The organism is Candidatus Methylomirabilota bacterium, assembly GCA_027293415.1.
Taxonomy (GTDB): domain Bacteria; phylum Methylomirabilota; class Methylomirabilia; order Methylomirabilales; family CSP1-5; genus CSP1-5.
In genome coordinates, this window is the sequence record JAPUFX010000102.1 from 20954 (window position 1) to 38437 (window position 17484).

Annotated in this window: 18 protein-coding genes; all 18 read left to right on the forward strand. The window is 57.4% G+C overall.

What is annotated here, in order from left to right:
* Window positions 1–30: 30 nt before the first annotated feature.
* The 18 genes from O6929_07545 to pgsA all read left to right on the forward strand — a co-directional run bounded on the left by O6929_07545 (window position 31) and on the right by pgsA (window position 17483).
* Window positions 31–1488 carry a DegQ family serine endoprotease gene (locus tag O6929_07545; protein MCZ6480239.1) on the forward strand — a complete coding sequence of 486 codons (1458 nt, stop codon included), beginning with the start codon at window positions 31–33 and terminating at the stop codon, window positions 1486–1488.
* A 12-nt stretch (window positions 1489–1500) separates the two neighbouring features.
* Window positions 1501–2349 (forward strand): RNA polymerase sigma factor RpoD/SigA, encoded by an 849-nt coding sequence (locus O6929_07550; protein ID MCZ6480240.1) that lies wholly within the window; start codon window positions 1501–1503, stop codon window positions 2347–2349.
* Between the two features lie 10 nt (window positions 2350–2359).
* On the forward strand, window positions 2360–3460 hold the full coding sequence (locus O6929_07555) for a DNA recombination protein RmuC (protein MCZ6480241.1): 1101 nt from the start codon (window positions 2360–2362) through the stop codon (window positions 3458–3460).
* 247 nt (window positions 3461–3707) lie between these two features.
* Window positions 3708–5219 (forward strand): long-chain fatty acid--CoA ligase, encoded by a 1512-nt coding sequence (locus tag O6929_07560; protein ID MCZ6480242.1) that lies wholly within the window; start codon window positions 3708–3710, stop codon window positions 5217–5219.
* A 22-nt stretch (window positions 5220–5241) separates the two neighbouring features.
* Window positions 5242–6255 (forward strand): HD domain-containing protein, encoded by a 1014-nt coding sequence (locus tag O6929_07565; GenBank protein MCZ6480243.1) that lies wholly within the window; start codon window positions 5242–5244, stop codon window positions 6253–6255.
* Window positions 6256–6490: 235 nt separating this feature from the next.
* Window positions 6491–7051, forward strand: a complete 561-nt coding sequence (locus tag O6929_07570; protein MCZ6480244.1) for a winged helix-turn-helix domain-containing protein — start codon at window positions 6491–6493, stop codon at window positions 7049–7051.
* Between the two features lie 64 nt (window positions 7052–7115).
* Window positions 7116–7490: a hypothetical protein gene (locus tag O6929_07575; protein MCZ6480245.1), complete on the forward strand. Its 375-nt coding sequence runs from the start codon at window positions 7116–7118 to the stop codon at window positions 7488–7490.
* 44 nt (window positions 7491–7534) lie between these two features.
* The gene (locus O6929_07580) at window positions 7535–7801 is read left to right on the forward strand and encodes a hypothetical protein (protein MCZ6480246.1); all 267 of its coding nucleotides are present in this window, start codon (window positions 7535–7537) and stop codon (window positions 7799–7801) included.
* Between the two features lie 215 nt (window positions 7802–8016).
* Complete coding sequence (locus O6929_07585) at window positions 8017–9186, forward strand: acyl-CoA dehydrogenase family protein (GenBank protein MCZ6480247.1); 1170 nt, start codon at window positions 8017–8019, stop codon at window positions 9184–9186.
* A gap of 85 nt (window positions 9187–9271) precedes the next feature.
* Window positions 9272–9856, forward strand: a complete 585-nt coding sequence (lptC, locus tag O6929_07590) for an LPS export ABC transporter periplasmic protein LptC (GenBank protein ID MCZ6480248.1) — start codon at window positions 9272–9274, stop codon at window positions 9854–9856.
* Window positions 9853–10365 (forward strand): lipopolysaccharide transport periplasmic protein LptA, encoded by a 513-nt coding sequence (lptA, locus tag O6929_07595; protein MCZ6480249.1) that lies wholly within the window; start codon window positions 9853–9855, stop codon window positions 10363–10365. Before lptC ends, lptA begins: the two co-directional genes overlap by 4 nt.
* 45 nt (window positions 10366–10410) lie before the next feature.
* Window positions 10411–11139: an LPS export ABC transporter ATP-binding protein gene (gene lptB, locus O6929_07600; protein MCZ6480250.1), complete on the forward strand. Its 729-nt coding sequence runs from the start codon at window positions 10411–10413 to the stop codon at window positions 11137–11139.
* Between the two features lie 103 nt (window positions 11140–11242).
* Entirely contained in the window at window positions 11243–12667 is a 1425-nt protein-coding gene (gene rpoN / locus O6929_07605; protein MCZ6480251.1) for an RNA polymerase factor sigma-54, read from the forward strand.
* Window positions 12668–12721: 54 nt separating this feature from the next.
* A complete protein-coding gene (raiA, locus tag O6929_07610; protein ID MCZ6480252.1) occupies window positions 12722–13243 on the forward strand; it encodes a ribosome-associated translation inhibitor RaiA in 522 nt (173 codons plus the stop codon).
* Between the two features lie 94 nt (window positions 13244–13337).
* Window positions 13338–14195 carry an RNase adapter RapZ gene (gene rapZ / locus O6929_07615; protein ID MCZ6480253.1) on the forward strand — a complete coding sequence of 286 codons (858 nt, stop codon included), beginning with the start codon at window positions 13338–13340 and terminating at the stop codon, window positions 14193–14195.
* 4 nt (window positions 14196–14199) lie between these two features.
* A complete protein-coding gene (locus O6929_07620) occupies window positions 14200–15018 on the forward strand; it encodes a lipoate--protein ligase family protein (GenBank protein MCZ6480254.1) in 819 nt (272 codons plus the stop codon).
* Between the two features lie 134 nt (window positions 15019–15152).
* Complete coding sequence (locus tag O6929_07625; GenBank protein MCZ6480255.1) at window positions 15153–16787, forward strand: tetratricopeptide repeat protein; 1635 nt, start codon at window positions 15153–15155, stop codon at window positions 16785–16787.
* A 126-nt stretch (window positions 16788–16913) separates the two neighbouring features.
* The gene (gene pgsA, locus O6929_07630; GenBank protein MCZ6480256.1) at window positions 16914–17483 is read left to right on the forward strand and encodes a CDP-diacylglycerol--glycerol-3-phosphate 3-phosphatidyltransferase; all 570 of its coding nucleotides are present in this window, start codon (window positions 16914–16916) and stop codon (window positions 17481–17483) included.
* The last annotated feature ends 1 nt before the right edge of the window (window position 17484 follow it).

Genomic DNA, 17484 nt, shown 5'->3' on the forward strand with positions numbered 1-17484 from the left:
TTTAAGGAGTTTACGGGGAAGGGGTGTGTCTTGGAATACATCCGAACGAAGGCTCCTGCCCGGGGAGCCTGTGGGACAATCGGGGTTTCTCTCGCCGCCCTCGTTATACTCGTCTATTCCCCCCCTGTTGCTGCCGAACAGCAGTCCCGGGCCTTGGTAGAACAACTACAGCAGGTATTCGTGGGGGTGGCGGAACGGTTAAAGCCCTCGGTGGTGAACATTAATACCACCCAGAAGGTACAAACCCGTCGTCGCCCGGAGCCTTACTTCCGCGGCCCCTTCCGGGAGTTCTTCGGAGAAGAGTTCTTCGAGCGATTCTTCAATCTCCCCCGTGAGTTTGAGCGTCGGAGCTTAGGCTCTGGCGTCATCGTGGATGGCAAGGGTTTCATCCTGACTAACAATCATGTGGTGGAGCGGGCGACCGAGATTCGCGTCACGCTGGTGGATGAGCGGACCTTTGAAGCCAAAGTGATCGGGACTGATTCCAAGACCGATCTGGCCGTGATCCAGATTGAGGGGGCCAAGGATCTTAAGCCAGCGACCCTCGGGGATTCCGACAAGATTCGGACCGGTGAGTTTGTAATTGCGATCGGCAATCCCTTCGGATTGAGCCATACAGTGACAATCGGTGTTGTCAGCGCGACTGGGCGTGCCGGCATGGGGCTTGCGGCCTTTGAGGACTTCATCCAGACCGATGCCTCCATCAATCCAGGTAATAGCGGCGGTCCCTTGTTGAACATCGACGGGGAAGTGATCGGAATTAACACCGCCATCGTGGCCACTGGGCAAGGGATTGGCTTTGCCATACCAATCAACCTGGCCAAGGAGATCATGGAGCAACTGATCAAGACAGGCCAGGTGACCCGGGGATGGCTCGGGGTTGTAATCCAGCCCCTCACTGAGGAGCTTGCTGAGCAGTTTGGGGTTAAGCCGGGGGCGGGTGTCTTGATCGCCGACGTGGTGGAAGGAGGACCTGCGGACGAGGCGGGCGCAAAAACCGGGGATGTTGTTGAAATGTTTGCTGGAATGTCAGTTACCGATGTCCGCCAGCTTCAGCGACTGGTTGCTTCGATCAGACCGGGAAAATCAGTCCAGGTAAAGGTGAAGCGAGGGAAGGAGGATCTTACCCTTACCGTGACCGTAGGGGAGATGCCCAGTGAAGAGGTTGCAGCCGTCACCCCCCAATCCATAGAACGATATGGATTTGGGGTGCAGGATCTGACCTCTGAGTTGCGAGAAAGATTCCAGGTGGAAGAGGGCGGGGTATTGGTCTCCTCGGTGGAGCCGGGGAGTTCCGCCTTCCGACGCGGCTTGCGGCCAGGGGATGTGATCTTGGAGGTCAATCGTCAACCGGTCCAGAGCCGCCGAGATCTGTTGGAAATTCTACGAGCATCCCGACCCGATAGTGACTTGCTGTTGTTGACTCAGCGCGGAAAGAGCACTCGCTTTATTGTTGTACCTCCGGTGAAGGGTCAACCACCCCCATGATAGGTTCCGAGTATGGCACGCAGGACACCTCAGTTTTACGAAGAGATAACCGACGAGGCTCTCTCTACCTATCTCCGGCGCATCGTCAAGATCCCGCTCCTCAGCAAGGCCGAAGAACTCCACCTCGCCACGCAGATCCACAAGAGGGATGAAAATGCAGTCAGGAAGCTTGTCGAATCCAACCTCCGGTTTGTGGTGAAGGTGGCGTTACAGTACCAAGGCTATGGCCTCTCCCTTTTGGATCTGATCAACGAGGGGAACCTGGGACTCCTGGAGGCCTCCTGTCGCTATTCCCCAGACTACAATGTCAAATTCATCACCTACGCCGTTTGGTGGATTCGTCAAGCGATCATGCAGGCCTTGGCCCGGGCCAGTGGAGCCCTGCGCTTCCCTCTCCGGAAGATCCGCCTCGCCAGCAAACTGCGGAGCCGCCGGGCAGAGATGCTTCAGCAAGAGGGGAAAGAGCCGACAGAAGAAGAACTCGCGAGGGACCTGAAACTGACTCGCGCCGAGGTTGACGCATTACTTCAGACAAATATACCTCCAACCTCACTGGAGGAGATACAGAGGCGAGAGGAAGCCCGGGAGCCAGGGATGGAGCGGGTCCCTCCCGCCGACAATGAACTGGTCCGGAAATCGTTTGAGCAAGAAGTCGAGCGGCTGCTCAAAGTGCTGACTCCCCGAGAGCGCGCAATTATCGAGCTGCGTTACGGTCTCGGAAAGGAGGAGCCCATGACGCTCGAGGAAGTGGGTAAGCGATTCAGACTCTCCCGGGAACGCATTCGGCAAGTAGAGGAGAAGGCCAAAAAGAAACTCCTCGCCATGGCAAGGGCTCGGCATCTGCAGGACTTTCTGAACTGAGGAGGACCAGGTGGCCACCTGGACAGTAGTTGTGCTCATCGTGCTCGCGATGGCTGTGGTGCTTATGGCATGGGCGTTGTGGCAAACCGTCAGCCATCTGAAGAGGCTCGAGGCCACTAAGGGGCAACCGGACCAGGGCCTGCTGCTGCTGCAGAGAGAGATCCAAGCTTCCCGTGGCGAGGCGCGACAGATTCAGGCCGACACTCTGGCGTCAGTAAGGCAAGAGCTTTATCAGTTCAGGACAGAGATGAGCAGCCACATGGGCACTATGGGAAGCGGAGTACAAGAGCAGCTTCGCCATGTCACGCAAGTAGTGGGTACGGTGCAAGGCGGACTCGGGAAACTCGGTGAGGCGACCCAACGGGTGTTTGACATCGCCAAGGACATCGCCGGCCTGGAGCAAATCCTCAAATCCCCTAAACTCCGAGGCGGACTCGGGGAGATTTTTCTCGAAAATCTCCTCGCTCAGATGCTCCCACGAGACCACTATGTGCTGCAGCACACGTTCTCGACCGGCGACCGCGTCGACGCAGTCATCAAGATTGGTGACCGGCTGGTCCCGGTGGATGCGAAGTTTCCCCTGGAGAACTTTCGCAGAATGCTGGAGGAGCCCGACGAGGAGAAGTGTCGGCAGATGCGGCGAGCCTTTGCCCGCGACGTGAAGGGCAGGGCGGATGAGATCGCCAAGAAGTACATCCTGCCTGACGAGGGAACATTCGACTTCGCCCTCATGTATATCCCCGCCGAAAACGTCTATTACGAAATCATCGTGAAGGATGAGGCCATAGAGGAGGAAAGCGCGGCGGCCTACGCCATCGGTCGTCGCGTCATTCCCGTTTCGCCCAACAGCTTCTACGCCTACCTACGAGTCATCGTGCTGGGATTTCGAGGGCTCCATATCGAGCGCGACGCTCGGGAAATCCAGGCGCGCCTCATGCGACTGCGTGGAGACCTTGAGAAGTTTCGCGAGACCTTTGAGGTCCTCGGCAAGCACCTGACCAACGCTCGAGGCAAGTACGAGGAGGCTTCCGTCGCGTTGAACCGAGTCGAGGCGAAGCTGGAAGGGATCGAGGGAATGGGCGAGCAGCCGGCCCTTCCAGGAACCGTATAGCGCACCGCTTCTTAATCCTCTGGTGTAAGCATCGTTTCCTTTTCTCTGAGGAAGTGCCCCCAAGCTTTTCTACGGTGCTTGAGAACCCTTTTTCACACCTCGCTTCTTCTTTAGAACTGTCCATCTGGCCTTTGTATACCCATGCGAAAGTCTCTGGATGGCTTCTGGATTTCTCATCACGCTCCCAATTGACTTCGCTGGAGTGCTCTGATAGCATCCCGGAAAACTCACTCCTGAGGTGTTCATCGTGACTCTGTTGGACCTCCTGCAGCAATCGACAGAGAAGTTTGCGATGAGAACCGCCCTGGTAGCGGGCGATCACTCAATCACCTACGCCGAGCTGTGGGCGTCTGTTGTACGCTTAGGGGCCGCATTGCGCCGTCTAGGAGTCGAACCGGGAGAGAGGGTCGGTGTCATGCTGCCCAATGTGCCGGCATTCGTTCAGGCGTACTTCGGCATCCTGGCGGCTGGCGCGACGGTTGTTCCCTTGAACATCGTCTATAAGGCGGAGGAGATTCGCTACGTTCTTGAAGATGCGGCGATTCAGCGGATTCTCACCACTCGAATCTTCGAGACTCTCCTCCGGGAAGCGGCCCATCAGGTTCCGCACCCCCTTCGGGTGATCCCCATGGACTCAGAGTCGGGAGCATTGGAATATGGCGCTTTCGGCGATGTCGGCCAGACGCCGGGAGGTGGGCCAACGAGTACAAGCCCTGAAGACGTAGCCGTGTGCCTGTACACATCGGGGACCACGGGCCGTCCCAGGGGAGCCCTCCTCACCCACAGAAATTTGATGAGCAATGTCATCTCCTTCCACCAGATAGCTCCGTGTAACGAGCGGGATCTTTTTCTTTGCCTTCTTCCTTTGTTTCACTCCTTCGCCGCCACCGTCCTCATGCTGTTTCCGTTGAGTCTTGGGGCAGGAATTGTTTTGGAGTCTCGATTTGTTCCCGAACAGACCCTGCGAACTCTGGCGAAGCACAAGGTTACCGTCCTTTGTGCGGTTCCCTCCATGTATGCTGTCTGGTCACACCTGCCGCCCCTCGAGGTGGATCTTTCCTCAGTACGACTTGGCATCTCGGGTGGGGCAGCCCTCCCCGTAGAAGTCCTTCATCGGTTTGAAGCGCGGTATGGGGTTCCGATTTACGAAGGTTATGGCTTGACCGAGGCTTCTCCGGTCCTGACCGAAAATGCTCTGTTGGGTGCTAGAAAGGTAGGATCCGTGGGAAAGCCGCTTCCGGGGGTTGATCTGCGCGTGGTGGATGCTGCAGGGAAAGACGTCCCTCCGGGAGACGTGGGGGAGATCGTGGCGAGGGGTCCTAATATTATGCAGGGCTATCTCAATCAGCCTGACACCACTGCTGAAGTCTTGAGAGATGGCTGGCTCTACACAGGGGATTTGGGCCGACAAGATGCAGACGGATATTTGTATATCGTAGACCGCAAAAAAGACCTGATCATCGTGGCGGGGCTGAACGTTTATCCTCGGGAGGTCGAGGAGGTATTGGTAACCCATCCCGCGGTGGTGGAGGTGGCAGTGATCGGAGTTCCAGATCCCACACGCGGCGAAGTTCCGAAGGCTTACGTGGTCGTGGAGCCGGGAGCAACCACCTCAAAGCGGGAGCTGCTGCGCTTTGTTCGGGAGAGGCTCGCCTCTTTCAAGGTCCCTCGGGAAGTGGAGTTTTGCCAGAACTTGCCTCGGACCATTTCTGGGAAGGTCCTGCGCCAGCAGCTTCGGCCCCCTGCTGAGGCATCATAGACAACGAAATGGGAAGAGAGTGATGGGGGAGCGGGTGGCTGTCAAAGATCTGAAGCTCAACGAGACTGTGACCTCATTCTTTTTGGTACGAAATCCTCAACACCGCCTCCGCAAGACGGGCGAACCCTTCTTAACCCTCCTCGTGGCAGATCAGACAGGTGAACTCCCGGCGGTGATGTGGGAAGACCTGGAAGAGGTCGGAGAGCGGATTCGAGAGGGGGATCTGGTAAAGGTACAAGGCATCGTCGGAAGCTATCAGGGAGAGATGCAGCTCACCATTCACCGGCTGCGCCCAGCTCGAGAGGGCGAGGCCGCTTTGGAAGATTTTCTGCCCACCACCGAAGCGGATGTAACCTCGTTGCTCGCCTTTCTCCAGGAGACGGTCAACACTTTCACGAGCGAACCCCTGAAGCAGCTCCTTTCTCGGATTTTTGAGGGGGAGGGTTTTCGCGAGGCCTTTGCCGGTGCCCCAGCAGCCAAAGGACTCCACCATGCGTACCTGGGAGGTCTACTGGAGCATACGGTGTCCGTGGTGCAGCTGTGCGAAACCATCGCCGCTCACTATGGGGAGGCGGTCGATCGTGATTTGCTCCTCGCCAGTGCGATCCTGCATGACGTGGGAAAGATCTTTGAACTCACGTGGGATCGTGGGTTCGATTACTCCGATGAGGGGCGGCTTCTCGGTCACATTACGCAAGGAGTGCTGTTTGTAGAGGAGCAGATTCTGCAGATCCCCGATTTCCCGCCTCTGGTGCGGATGGAGCTGTTGCACAACATCCTGAGCCATCACGGCCAGTACGAGTGGGGGTCGCCGCGGCGACCAAAAACGTTGGAAGCCCTGATTCTCCACGCGGTGGAGAACCTGGATGGGAAAGTCAACCTCTTCTTGAAGCTGGCCAAACGCCACCCCGATCCCCACCGGGAGGGCTGGACCATCTTTCACCGGAGCTTCGAGCGTCCCCTATTCTTTGGGGAGGCAGACTTGTCCAAGGGGAGTACTGGGGGTGACACGGGAGGAGCCATGAGTACCCCATGATGGGCGAGGACTCCAATACCCGCTTGCCTTTGAAGGCCCTCCTGTTACGGAAACCCTATTTCTACCGGAAAGAGATCACTTTCCTTCCTGAGGATTGGCCACCTCTGTTCAAGCAGCCTATCACCCGAGGAGAGATATCTTTTGATGGCAGCTTATTTTTTTGAAATAGGTGTAAAATTATGTTGACAAAAAGCTATCGCTTGATGTATTTATTTCATCATGGGGTTGGAGCGAGATGTTGGTTCAACTATTTTCGTCCGAAACCCGAGTAGCAATGCTCGAGTTATTCTTGACCCGGCCGGACCAACGGTTCTACGTGAGGGAAATTGCCCGAGAGCTTCGACGCGATATCTCGGGAATTAAGCGGGAGCTAGATAATTTGGAAAAGGCAGGCCTGCTGACGAGCACGAAGGTTGGCAATCTCCGGTATTACACTGTCGAGAAGTCCTTTCCCCTGTATCCAGAATTGAAGGCGATCATCGATAAGACCCGTGGAATACCTCAGGCGATTGGCGAGGCGCTTCGGGGTATTTCAGGAATCCGGACCGCATTCATCTTTGGCAACCATGAGGCCACTCAGGGAGAAGCCATTGATGTGTTAGTGGTGGGGCGCGCCCACATGGCTCGATTAAATCGGGTCGTGGCGGATCTGGAGTTGCGCCTCGGGCGGAGTGTCAATTACCTGGTCTTTGACGAGGGCGAGTATCAGCGGCGGAAGACAGAGGGAGATCCTTTCCTGCGGGAGGTGCTACAGGGAAGGACCACTCTGCTGATCGGGACAGCGCATGATCTTTGAACACCTAAAGGCGAAAGGGCTGGTAGAAGCGGTGGCACCCGACTTGCACCGGGGGAGCCGTCTAATGGCAAGGGCTCACAAAGACCTGAAGACCGCTCAGGCCATGGTGGGAACCGATCCGGAATGGGCTTACCTCATTGCCGCCCATGCTATTCTCCGAGCAGCCCGGGCCCTCGCGTTGGTAGAGGGCCTTCGTCCTCGGGGGCGGGAGCAGGCACGAACGCTCCTCCAGATGGCGGGGTACCTTGTCGGTGAAGGCGAAGCTTCGATGGTGAACGACCTTGACCAAGTGCGAAAGAAAGGGCAGCATTTTTTGGAGGCGGCAGATCGGCCGATTTCTCATTATGAGCTAGAGGCAACGCTGAATCTCGCAGAGCACTTAGTCGGAGTCGTGACCAAGCACGTCTATGCGAAAGAGCTTCAGATGCCGTTATTGTGAGATCCCCCGGACAGGGTCGCGGGGGAAGATTCCGAGGAAAGGGGGTGAGAAAGAGTGGCCAAGAAGAAAAAGAAAGCCGCAGGCAAAGCCAAGAAGGCAGCCAAGAAGAAAACCACCAAGAAGAAGAAATAGGAGCGATACCTCACAAGGTCGCGGGTAAAGACCTGCGAGGAAAGGGGGTGAGAAAGGGTGGCAACGAAGAGGAAAGCTGCAGCAAAGAAGACGAAGGCCAAGGCTGCCCCCAAGAAGAAGAAGAAATAGGGGTGCCTCGCTGGGGGGAAGTCCCCCCAGCTGTCTTCATAGTGTTATAATCTGCGTCGAAGGAGTTCGTATCATCGGGGCTCGTCGTCAAAAAGAAGGAAACCGCGAATGAGGGTGGTAGAGGTGCCAGCCACCTGACGATCGCGGACCCAGAAATTTTTCTCTCCTCCCTCAGGGAGTGTGGGAAATTTGTCTTCCCTGGGCGGCTACGGTATTTTCCTCCCTCGAACGGTCTTCTCCATTTTCCTCTCTTCCGGGTATGGATATGGAATCATTTGTCGGCCTTGACTACTATCGGGTGAACGAGTTGTACAGTGATGGAGAGCGTTTGATCCGTGACACGGTGCGCGATTTCGTCGATGCAGAAGTGCTTCCGATCATCGAGACCCATCACCGGCAGGGGACATTTCCTGTCGGACTCATCCCCCGCCTAGGCGAGTTGGGAGTCCTGGGAGCCAACCTTCAGGGTTACGGGTGTCCTGGAATTTCTGAAGTGGCTTACGGACTGATCATGCAGGAGCTCGAACGAGGGGACAGTGGGCTCAGAAGCTTCGCAGCCGTCCAAGGGGCGCTCGTCATGTATCCGATCTACGCCTTTGGGACAGAGGCGCAGAAGAAGGAGTGGCTTCCTCGCCTTGCCAAGGGGGAAAAGGTCGGGTGCTTCGGCCTCACCGAGCCCGACCACGGATCCGACCCTGAAAGTATGGTAACGAAGGCTATCCGAAGGGGCGATGACTACATCCTGAATGGGAGCAAGCTGTGGATTACCAATGGGACGATAGCTGATGTTGCAGTGGTTTGGGCGCGGACCGACGAAGGAATTCGGGGCTTCTTGGTGGAAAAGGGGACACCGGGGTTCACCGCGAGGGAGATCCATGGGAAGTTCTCCTTGCGAGCCTCCGTGACCTCCGAACTCATCTTCCAAGAGTGCCCTATTCCCAGGAAAAATCTGCTGCCCGGAAGCGAGCAGGGAGTAAAGGCGGCTTTCATGTGTCTGAGCCAGGCGAGATACGGCATCGCTTGGGGGGCTGTGGGGGCGGCCATGGCTTGCTACGACGTTGCCCTCAAGTACGCCAAGGCCCGGGTCCAGTTTGGTCGGCCGATCGCCGCATTTCAGCTGGTGCAACAGAAGCTGGTGTATATGCTCACGGAAATTACCAAGGCGCAGCTTCTGTGTCTTCGGCTTGGCCAATTAAAGCAAGCAAAACAGATCCATCACACCCAGATCTCTCTGGCCAAGATGAACAATGTGGAGAAGGCCCGGGAGATCGCCCGGCAGGCCCGGGAGATCTTGGGGGCCGCTGGTATTGTGGATGAGTACCCGGTTATTCGCCATATGCTAAATCTCGAGACGCTGTACACCTACGAGGGGACGCACGAGATCCACACCCTCATTTTGGGCAGGGACATCACCGGGCTCAGTGCCTTCGCCTAATCCCCCCCCTCCTGCCACGCTCGTGGCATGATCGCTGGCTTCCTCCTTCACTTGTCGGCCCCCCGTGTGATATACTGGAAAAAGTATGCGATTCTCATTGTCCAACCTGGCGGTCATGGGTGCCCTCGTGGGGATGGGTGTCGTTGGACTTTCTCTCCTGGCAGGGGCAGAAGGGCACAGCAGACCCGGCATTGCCGCGTCGCCGAGCTCATCACCCGATGCAACCATCGACCGGATTCGGATGACCGAGTCGCGAATGGGAAAGCCGCTTTGGGAGGTTGAGGCAGACAAAGGAGAGATCTTTGAGGATCGAGGAATCGTCATTCTCACTCGGGTGGTTCACCCCGTGCGGATCGTTATTCATAATGGTAAGGAATCGTTAACTACTCTTGCCGACAAGGCGGTCGTGGACCTTACGACAAAAGATTTGCAGCTCTTCGGCCATGTCCGGTCCGAGTCCAGCAAAGGGATGAAGTTTTCCACCGAACACCTCACCTGGTCTGCGGGAAAACGGCAGATCAGCACCGATGCTCCGGTTGTGATCAAAAAGGCGGGGTTGGAGATCCGGGGGAAGGGGATGGTGGCCGACACGATCTTGGAGCACATGACCATCCGCAAGCCGGTCACGACTCTGATCACGCTGTCGAGAAAACAGGAGCCCGGTCGATGACTCGACTAGCGGGTTGGGTGGGCTGTGTCCTGTTGCTCCTCTGCGGAACGTCCGCACTGGCAGCCCAGGCCCCGTCCTTAAAAGGGAGGGAGCCCGAGGGGCCTACGACCGTTACCGCGGATCGACTGGAGGTGAGCAGAAAAGAGCGCCGAGCGGTTTATACGGGAAATGTCGTGGCGAAAATGGCCGATTTTACGGTCACCGCCGATCGGATGGAGTTTACCTTTGATGAGAAGATGGAAGCGGTTGAACGCATGGTGGCGATCGGTCAGGTCCAGATTTCCCGTAGCGACGGAACCAAGGTGATCTCCGAACGGGCCATCTATTACATCCCCCAAGAGAAGGTGGTTCTGGAGGGGCACCCCAGGGCCTCACAGGAAGGAAACACGGTGAGTGGGACGCGAATCATCCTGTATTTCAAAGAGGACCGCCAGGTGGTCGAGGGGGATGGAAGCGAACGAGTAACCGCCGTCATCTACCCCAAGCGGCAGCCGCGGCAGGCGAGGTGAATCTGGCTGGTGAATCAGCGATCTTCCGTCAGGTCTGGGACGGACATTCCAGAGGATGGTCTTCGAGCGGAGAAGTTGGTCAAGGCCTTCCGGGGGAGAAGGGTTGTTTCCGGGGTCAGTTTAGCCATCCGACCGGGGGAGGTGGTCGGCCTTTTGGGACCAAATGGCGCGGGGAAGACGACCACTTTTTATATGATCCTTGGCCTTCTCCAACCGGATGGCGGACGTGTCTTGCTAGACGGGGAGGAGATTACCAACCTTCCAGTCTACCAGCGAGCGCAGCGCGGGATGGGATTTCTTCCCCAGGAGGCATCGGTCTTCCGGCGGCTGACGGTCAGGGAGAATCTGATGGCCGTCCTTGAGATCCTTCCCTTGAGTGAGGCGGAACGGATGAAGCGTCTGGATGATTTGCTCCACGAGCTGAACATCGCTCACCTCGCCGAGGCACCCGCCTATAGTCTCTCCGGTGGTGAACGACGGCGCACGGAAATCGCACGCTCTCTGGCGACGTCGCCGGCTTTTATCCTCCTGGATGAGCCATTTTCCGGTATCGATCCCATCGCCGTGTATGATATTCAGACCCTGTTAATGCAACTCAGGAGCAGGGGTATTGGTCTCCTCGTTACCGACCACAATGTGCGAGAAACATTGCAAATTGTTGACCACGCTTATATCATTCATCATGGTGAGGTATTGCTGTCCGGGACCGCTTCTGAGCTGGCCGCCGACCAGAAGGCGCGGGAGATTTATCTCGGGGAGCGTTTTACCCTGTAGGCTGATGGTAGATGACGCGAGGCGCCTGTGAGCAGGGATAATACGAGGGAACCACCGAGAGATTTGGGCGAAAGGGCAACCACCAACAGTGATTTGAGCAGCTATGGCTATGGAACTCCGGCTTAGCCTTCGTCAGACCCAGCGGATGATCATGACTCAATCGCTGCAGCAGGCGATCGGGCTGCTGCAGCTGTCGCGGCTGGAGCTCCTCCAGACGGTAACGCAGGAACTGGAACAGAATCCACTTCTGGAAGAAGAGCTTGAGGAGGATGCCCAACTCCCGGCGGAGGGGACGGGGGAAGGAAAGGAAGGGGAGGAAGAGGGGGAACGAAGTGAGGACCCCCTCAGCGATTTTGACTGGGAGAGCTATCTGCAGGACGCCTCAGACTATCGCCGGGAGTTTCCCCGGGAAGAGGTCGAAGGCTGGTCTTCAGAGGAACGCCTAACCCGTCCCCGCTCCTTGTCGGATCACCTTCTCTTTCAGCTTCACCTTTCCACCTCGGATCCGGTCATGATCGAGTGGGCCACCGAGATTATAGGAAATCTCGATGAAAACGGGTACCTGAATGTATGCCTGGAAGAACTGAAGGAGAGTAGGTCGGTAGATCTAACTGTGATAGAGGAGGGTCTCCGGCTGGTTCAGAGCTTCGATCCCGTCGGGGTGGCCGCGCGAGACCTCCGGGAGTGTCTCGTCCTTCAGCTCGATAGTCTGAAGGATGGAGCAGAGGTCGCCCTGGCGGGCACCCTGGTCGCCGATCACTTGGCAGAACTCGAAGGGCGCCATCTGACGAGGATTGCAGATAAGCTGAAGGTCCCGGTGAAGTCGATACAAGATGCGCTCCTCCTGATCTGTTCTCTCGAACCGAAGCCGGGGCGTACCTTTAGCACCGAGGAACCCCGATACATTACCCCCGATGTCTTTATCCTGAAGGTTGATGATCGCTTTGTAGTAGTCCTCAACGATGATGGTCTTCCCCGCCTCAGAATCAGCTCTTACTACCGCGGACTGTTGAGCAAGGGACGCTCGGGTTCCAGGGAGACCCGGGACTATGTCGAGGGCAAGATGCGGTCTGCCCTGTGGCTCATCCGCTCCATTGAGCAGCGTCAGCGCACTTTGTTCAAAGTAACCGAATCGATTGTGAAGTTTCAACGAGACTTCTTGGAAAACGGTATCACTCGCATGCGGCCGCTGACACTCAAGGAGGTGGCCGAGGATATTAGTATGCACGAGTCTACGGTGAGTCGGGTCACTACGAGCAAGTATGTTCACACCCCCGAAGGTCTCTTCGAGCTCAAGTACTTTTTCCATCGAGGAGTCCAGGCCGTAGATGGCGGGTCGGTTTCCTCCCTCACAGTCAAGGAGCTGGTCCGAAGGCTCCTCACTGGAGAAGATACAGGCAAGCCTCTCTCTGACCAGAAGGTCGTAGAGATCTTGAGACAACAGGGCATTGAGATCGCCCGCCGGACCGTCGCCAAGTATCGGGGACAACTCAAGATCCCTTCCTCCAGCCGGCGTCGGAGATACTAGTCTCCCTCCGGTCCCCTTCCCGCTGGTTCCTTTTGCTCAGGAGGTTACAAAAACATGCAGATCTTTCTCACCGGGCGCAATCTAGAGGTCACCGAGGCCCTCCGGCGATATGCGGAAGAAAAGGTGGGGAGGCTCCAGAAGTATCTCGACAAGATCACGTCCGCCCACATTGTTTTGTCCTTGCAGAAATACCGTCAGATCGCAGAGGTGACCCTCCACGTGAGGGACCTCACTATCCGCGGGGAAGAGAGCACAGAGGATCTGTATTCCTCGATCGATCTGGTGATGGAGAAGGTGGAACGCCAGTTACAGAAATATAAGGGGAAGATAGTGAGCCATGCCAATCGGAGCGCGAGGACTCAGGGCATGGCAATATCCCCGCTGGAGGAGGAGGGGCCTCGCGTGGTGAAGACCAAGCGCTTTGCCATGAAGCCGATGTCACTCGATGAGGCCATGTTGCAGATGGATCTGCTCGGTCACAACTTTTATGTCTTCCGCAACGCCCGGACCGATGAGGTCAATGTGTTGTACCGACGCCATGAGGGCAACTATGGCTTGATCGAGCCAGAGACCTAAGAGCCGTTGGTGGCGCATCGGAAGGAGTCAACGATGCCACTGCCTCTCGTTTGCTTCAGCGGTTAACAGCGGACAATCGGCCAACCGGGGACCCATGGAGTTTATCATCATTACAGGGATGTCGGGTGCCGGCAAGAGCCAGGCGATCAAGACCGTGGAAGACCTCGGTGTTTTTTGCGTTGACAACCTTCCCGCCTCCCTCATTCCAACTGTCGCAGATCTCTGTGCCCACTCGGAACGCCACGTCGACCGCGTTGCTTTCGTTATCGACATTCGAGAGGGGGAGTTCCTTGGCCCCTTACACGAGGTCTTGGCCACCCTAAGGCAGCGCGGACATGCCGTCCGCGTCCTCTTCTTGGAGGCGGATGATCAGATCCTGCTCCGGCGGTTCAGCGAGAGCCGTCGGCCCCATCCCCTCGCGCCGCGGGGGTCGATTCTCCAGGGGATCAGTCTAGAACGGCAGCGAATGGCCCAGCTCAAGGCCGAGGCCGACATGGTTCTCGATACAGGTGACCTTACCATCCATGACCTCCGGAGACTCTTGGTCAGCGCCTTTCACGACCATCGACCAGGCAGCAAAACGACGATCACAATGGTTTCTTTCGGATACCGGCACGGTCTCCCCCCCGATGCCGACCTCATCTTCGATCTCCGCTGCCTCCCCAATCCGCATTTCCAGGAGGAATTGCGGCCGCTTAGTGGGCAAAATCCCGAGGTTGCCAAGTTCCTCCTAGACAATCCCAGGGCTCGATCGTACCTAGAGCAGCTCTGGAATTTTCTTCGATTTACATTTCCTTACTATCTGCAAGAAGGAAGGGCCTATCTCACCGTCGCCCTTGGCTGCACCGGCGGGCGGCACAGGTCGGTAGCCGCCGCCGAGTATCTAGTCGGCCAGTTTGAGGCTGAAGGCCACGAGGTGGGGGTGCGGCATCGCGACATCGATAAAGAGTAATTCGATGTCCGGAGTCATGAGCATTCCCGGGCGGGGGAAGCACGAAAGCCGCTGGCGTTTTATTCTGGACGAGCCCCGCGATGGTCCGACCAACATGGCCATCGATGAGGTACTAGCGTCCGGTTGCGCCCGAGGCTGGAGTCCCCCTACTCTCCGTCTCTACCGCTGGACCATCCCTACCGTCTCGCTGGGCTACAACCAACCCATTCACGGGCAAGTGGACCTGTCTACTTGCCATCAGCGTGGGGTCCCCGTAGTGCGGCGGCCCACGGGGGGCCGGGCCCTCCTTCACGACCAAGAGCTTACTTACAGCCTTGCCCTGCCCAACCGCCGGGGGAGCCGGGGTGTCCTTCAAGACTATCTATGGATAAGCAAATGTCTCCTCCTCGCCGTGAGAAAATTAGGAGTGGTGGCGACCTTGAGCCGGGGCGATCGCGCCGCAGGCGCGGCAGGCGGCCTCTGTTTCAACTCTTCTTCGCGGTATGAGCTGACGGTCGATGGACGAAAGTTGGTTGGGTCGGCACAAAGGCGGTATGACCACGCCCTCCTCCAGCAGGGATCCCTCTTGATTGAGATAGACCTTGCCGCCTGGATTGCACTCCTTCCACAGGCGAGGGAGATGGCAATGCGGGCAACTGCTCTCCGGTGTGTGCTCGGGCGATCCGCCTCGTGGGAGGAGTTAGTTGAGGCCATACATGTTGGGTTCGAGGAGGGGGCCGGAGTCGGGCTGGACTTGGGCGAACTAACACCGCGAGAGTTGAAGACGGCTCAGACTCTGGTGCAGAAACAGTACGGAACCAGCGATTGGACCTTTCGCCGATAGAACATAGGGCTCAGAAGGTGCTTCTGACGGCCCCGTGACTGAGTTGCGCCTTGACAGGTGTAGCAAAAGTCTGGTATCCTAAAGCCGGCAATTGTTTGATTTTTGAGGCTTAGAGCCGATCAGCGAGAAGTTGCGTGAATAAAGACAAGCGAAAGGGCCTTGAAAGGGCCTTGGCTTACATCCAGCAGGGAAAACTCGACCGGGCCTTCGACGCATACCAGACGGTCTTAAAGGCGGATCCGGCTGATTCTAACGTGTTAAATGCATTGGGGGATCTCTGCGCTCGCATGGGGAATAAGGCCGAGGCCATCACCTATTTCATGCGCCTAGGCGGAGCCTATCGAGATGATGGTCTTACTGTGCGCGCTATCGCGGTCTACAAAAAGGTGCTCAAGCTTGACCCCTCGCATACCGAGGCTTCGTTAGCTTGCGCGGACCAGTATGCCGAGCAAGGCCTCCGCGCAGAAGCCAAACAGCAGTTTCAGGGGATCGCCGACCACTACCTCAGGAGGGGCAACTTATCCAAGACCCTGGAGATCTATGAAAAGATGATCCGGGTTGACCCGGCGCATCGCCCGACCCTCTCGAAGGTTGCGGGGATCCTTACACGGCCGGGCGGAGTGGAGGAGTCCCTCACCGGACTCAATTCGCTGGGGGAACGTCTCCTCGGGTCCGGACACGCGGAAGTTGCTCGACAGCTGTATGAAGCCGTGGTGGACCTATTCAGGTCTCATGGACGGGAGGCCGAAGCGACCCGAGCCGCTGAGGGGCTCAACGCTATCCGTCTCGCTGAGGAGGAAGCGAAGACCGCCGAGGTCGCAACAGTCCCGTCCGCCGGAGAAAAGGGTCTCATCGAGGCGGAAGAAATGGTAGGGGCGGGTGTCTCGGCAGATTTCGTTGAGGAGTCCCAGGTTGCCACTATGGAGATGGACACCTCGGGGGGAGCTCAGGAGGTGACCTCTCTTGTAGACCAAGTTGAGGAGGTGGTCGAGGTGGTTGGGTCCCAGACACTGACAGATGAGCTACAGGAAGCGGAGTTCTTCGTGCAGCAAGGGATGATGCAGGAGGCGCAAAGTGCCTTTCAACGAATCCTCGTACGGGACCCAGAGCATACCGTGGCTAAACAAAAGTTAGCGGAGATCGAGCGCAAGATTGCGGCACCCGCAAAAGAGAAACCTCGTCGGCCGGCCGCAAAGAAAGATACGGTCTTTAAAGTTGCTGACACGCAAGTTGTCCAGGGAGATTTCATAGACCTCGCCGGTGAACTGAACGAGGAGCTGGCCCTGGAAGAGAAAGCTTCGTCTGCGGACATTGAACCCGAAGTGCAGGACTTACTTCACCAATTCCAGGCAGGGGTCCGTGAACAGATCGATGTGACCGACTACGAGACGCATTACCATCTAGGGATTGCCTATAAGGACCTAGGACTCTACGATGAGGCCATTGAAGAACTGCGATTGGCCGCTAGCGATGCCGCCAATCGGGTCCGATGTGCGGGTCCCCTGGGCCTCACCTATCTTGCCAAGGGGGAACCGGAGCAGGCGGTAGAAGAGCTGCTCGAGGGGCTTGCTGCAACACAGAACGGGACTGAGGAACGTTGGGGAGTCCTTTACGATCTTGCGACTGCCTATGAGGCACTGGGGGACGCACAAAAGGCGCTCGAGGCACTCCAATCCATCCACAGCGAGTCACCGAAGTTCCGAGACATTCGCACGCGGGTCCGGGACCTGCGAGGCCGCCTTGGTACCGGCCGGGAATCCGTTGGATGACATTGCAAATGAGGACGGCTTGCTCGGGCACCGGACTTTCGTTATCGCAGAGGGGGGTGCCGTTACGCAAGATGCGCCCGGTTGGAGAACGCGTTCGCCCGGTCACGTGATGCCAGGTGGCCATCAGTGAATCTGCCGAATACGCTCACCCTGGTTCGAATCTTTCTGGTTCCCTTCCTTGTGGTTTTCCTGATCGCGAGTGCTGAACCCCGCAATTATCCGGCGGGGGCTATCTTTCTCGCGGCGGTCCTCACCGACTGGCTGGACGGTCGAATTGCCAGGAGCCGCAGACAGGTCACCACCCTGGGGCAGCTTCTGGACCCCATCGCCGACAAACTGCTCATCGCTGCGGCGCTCATCTCGCTGGTGGAGATTGGGCGGGTGCCGGCCTGGGTGGCCACGGTAATCATCGGCCGGGATATCGCCATCACTGGGCTTCGAGGCATTGCTGCATCCCAGGGACTCATCATTGCCGCCTCCCAGTTAGGGAAGATCAAGATGGTGACAGAGGTCGTCGCAGTGAGCCTCCTGATCCTTGATCTGGGGACCTCACGGGTTCCCGGTCTCCCCCTTAGTCTTGGTGGTATTGCTCTGGGGGTAGCAGTCGCCATGAGCGTGGTTTCTGGAATCGACTACTTTGCTCGGTTTTGGCGGCAGCTCGGCCTTGGGGGCACAATTCGGCCGAAAGGAGATTGAG

Bases quoted from the DNA above. Each gene is read 5' to 3' on its own strand.
- O6929_07550 (MCZ6480240.1), top strand. From the start codon at position 1,501: ATGGCACGCAGGACACCTCAGTTTTACGAAGAGATAACCGACGAGGCT.
- O6929_07565 (MCZ6480243.1), top strand. From the start codon at position 5,242: ATGGGGGAGCGGGTGGCTGTCAAAGATCTGAAGCTCAACGAGACTGTG.
- O6929_07570 (MCZ6480244.1), top strand. From the start codon at position 6,491: ATGTTGGTTCAACTATTTTCGTCCGAAACCCGAGTAGCAATGCTCGAG.
- O6929_07575 (MCZ6480245.1), top strand. From the start codon at position 7,116: ATGGCAAGGGCTCACAAAGACCTGAAGACCGCTCAGGCCATGGTGGGA.
- O6929_07585 (MCZ6480247.1), top strand. From the start codon at position 8,017: ATGGAATCATTTGTCGGCCTTGACTACTATCGGGTGAACGAGTTGTAC.
- lptC (MCZ6480248.1), top strand. From the start codon at position 9,272: ATGCGATTCTCATTGTCCAACCTGGCGGTCATGGGTGCCCTCGTGGGG.
- lptA (MCZ6480249.1), top strand. From the start codon at position 9,853: ATGACTCGACTAGCGGGTTGGGTGGGCTGTGTCCTGTTGCTCCTCTGC.
- rpoN (MCZ6480251.1), top strand. From the start codon at position 11,243: ATGGCTATGGAACTCCGGCTTAGCCTTCGTCAGACCCAGCGGATGATC.
- raiA (MCZ6480252.1), top strand. From the start codon at position 12,722: ATGCAGATCTTTCTCACCGGGCGCAATCTAGAGGTCACCGAGGCCCTC.
- rapZ (MCZ6480253.1), top strand. From the start codon at position 13,338: ATGGAGTTTATCATCATTACAGGGATGTCGGGTGCCGGCAAGAGCCAG.
- O6929_07620 (MCZ6480254.1), top strand. From the start codon at position 14,200: ATGTCCGGAGTCATGAGCATTCCCGGGCGGGGGAAGCACGAAAGCCGC.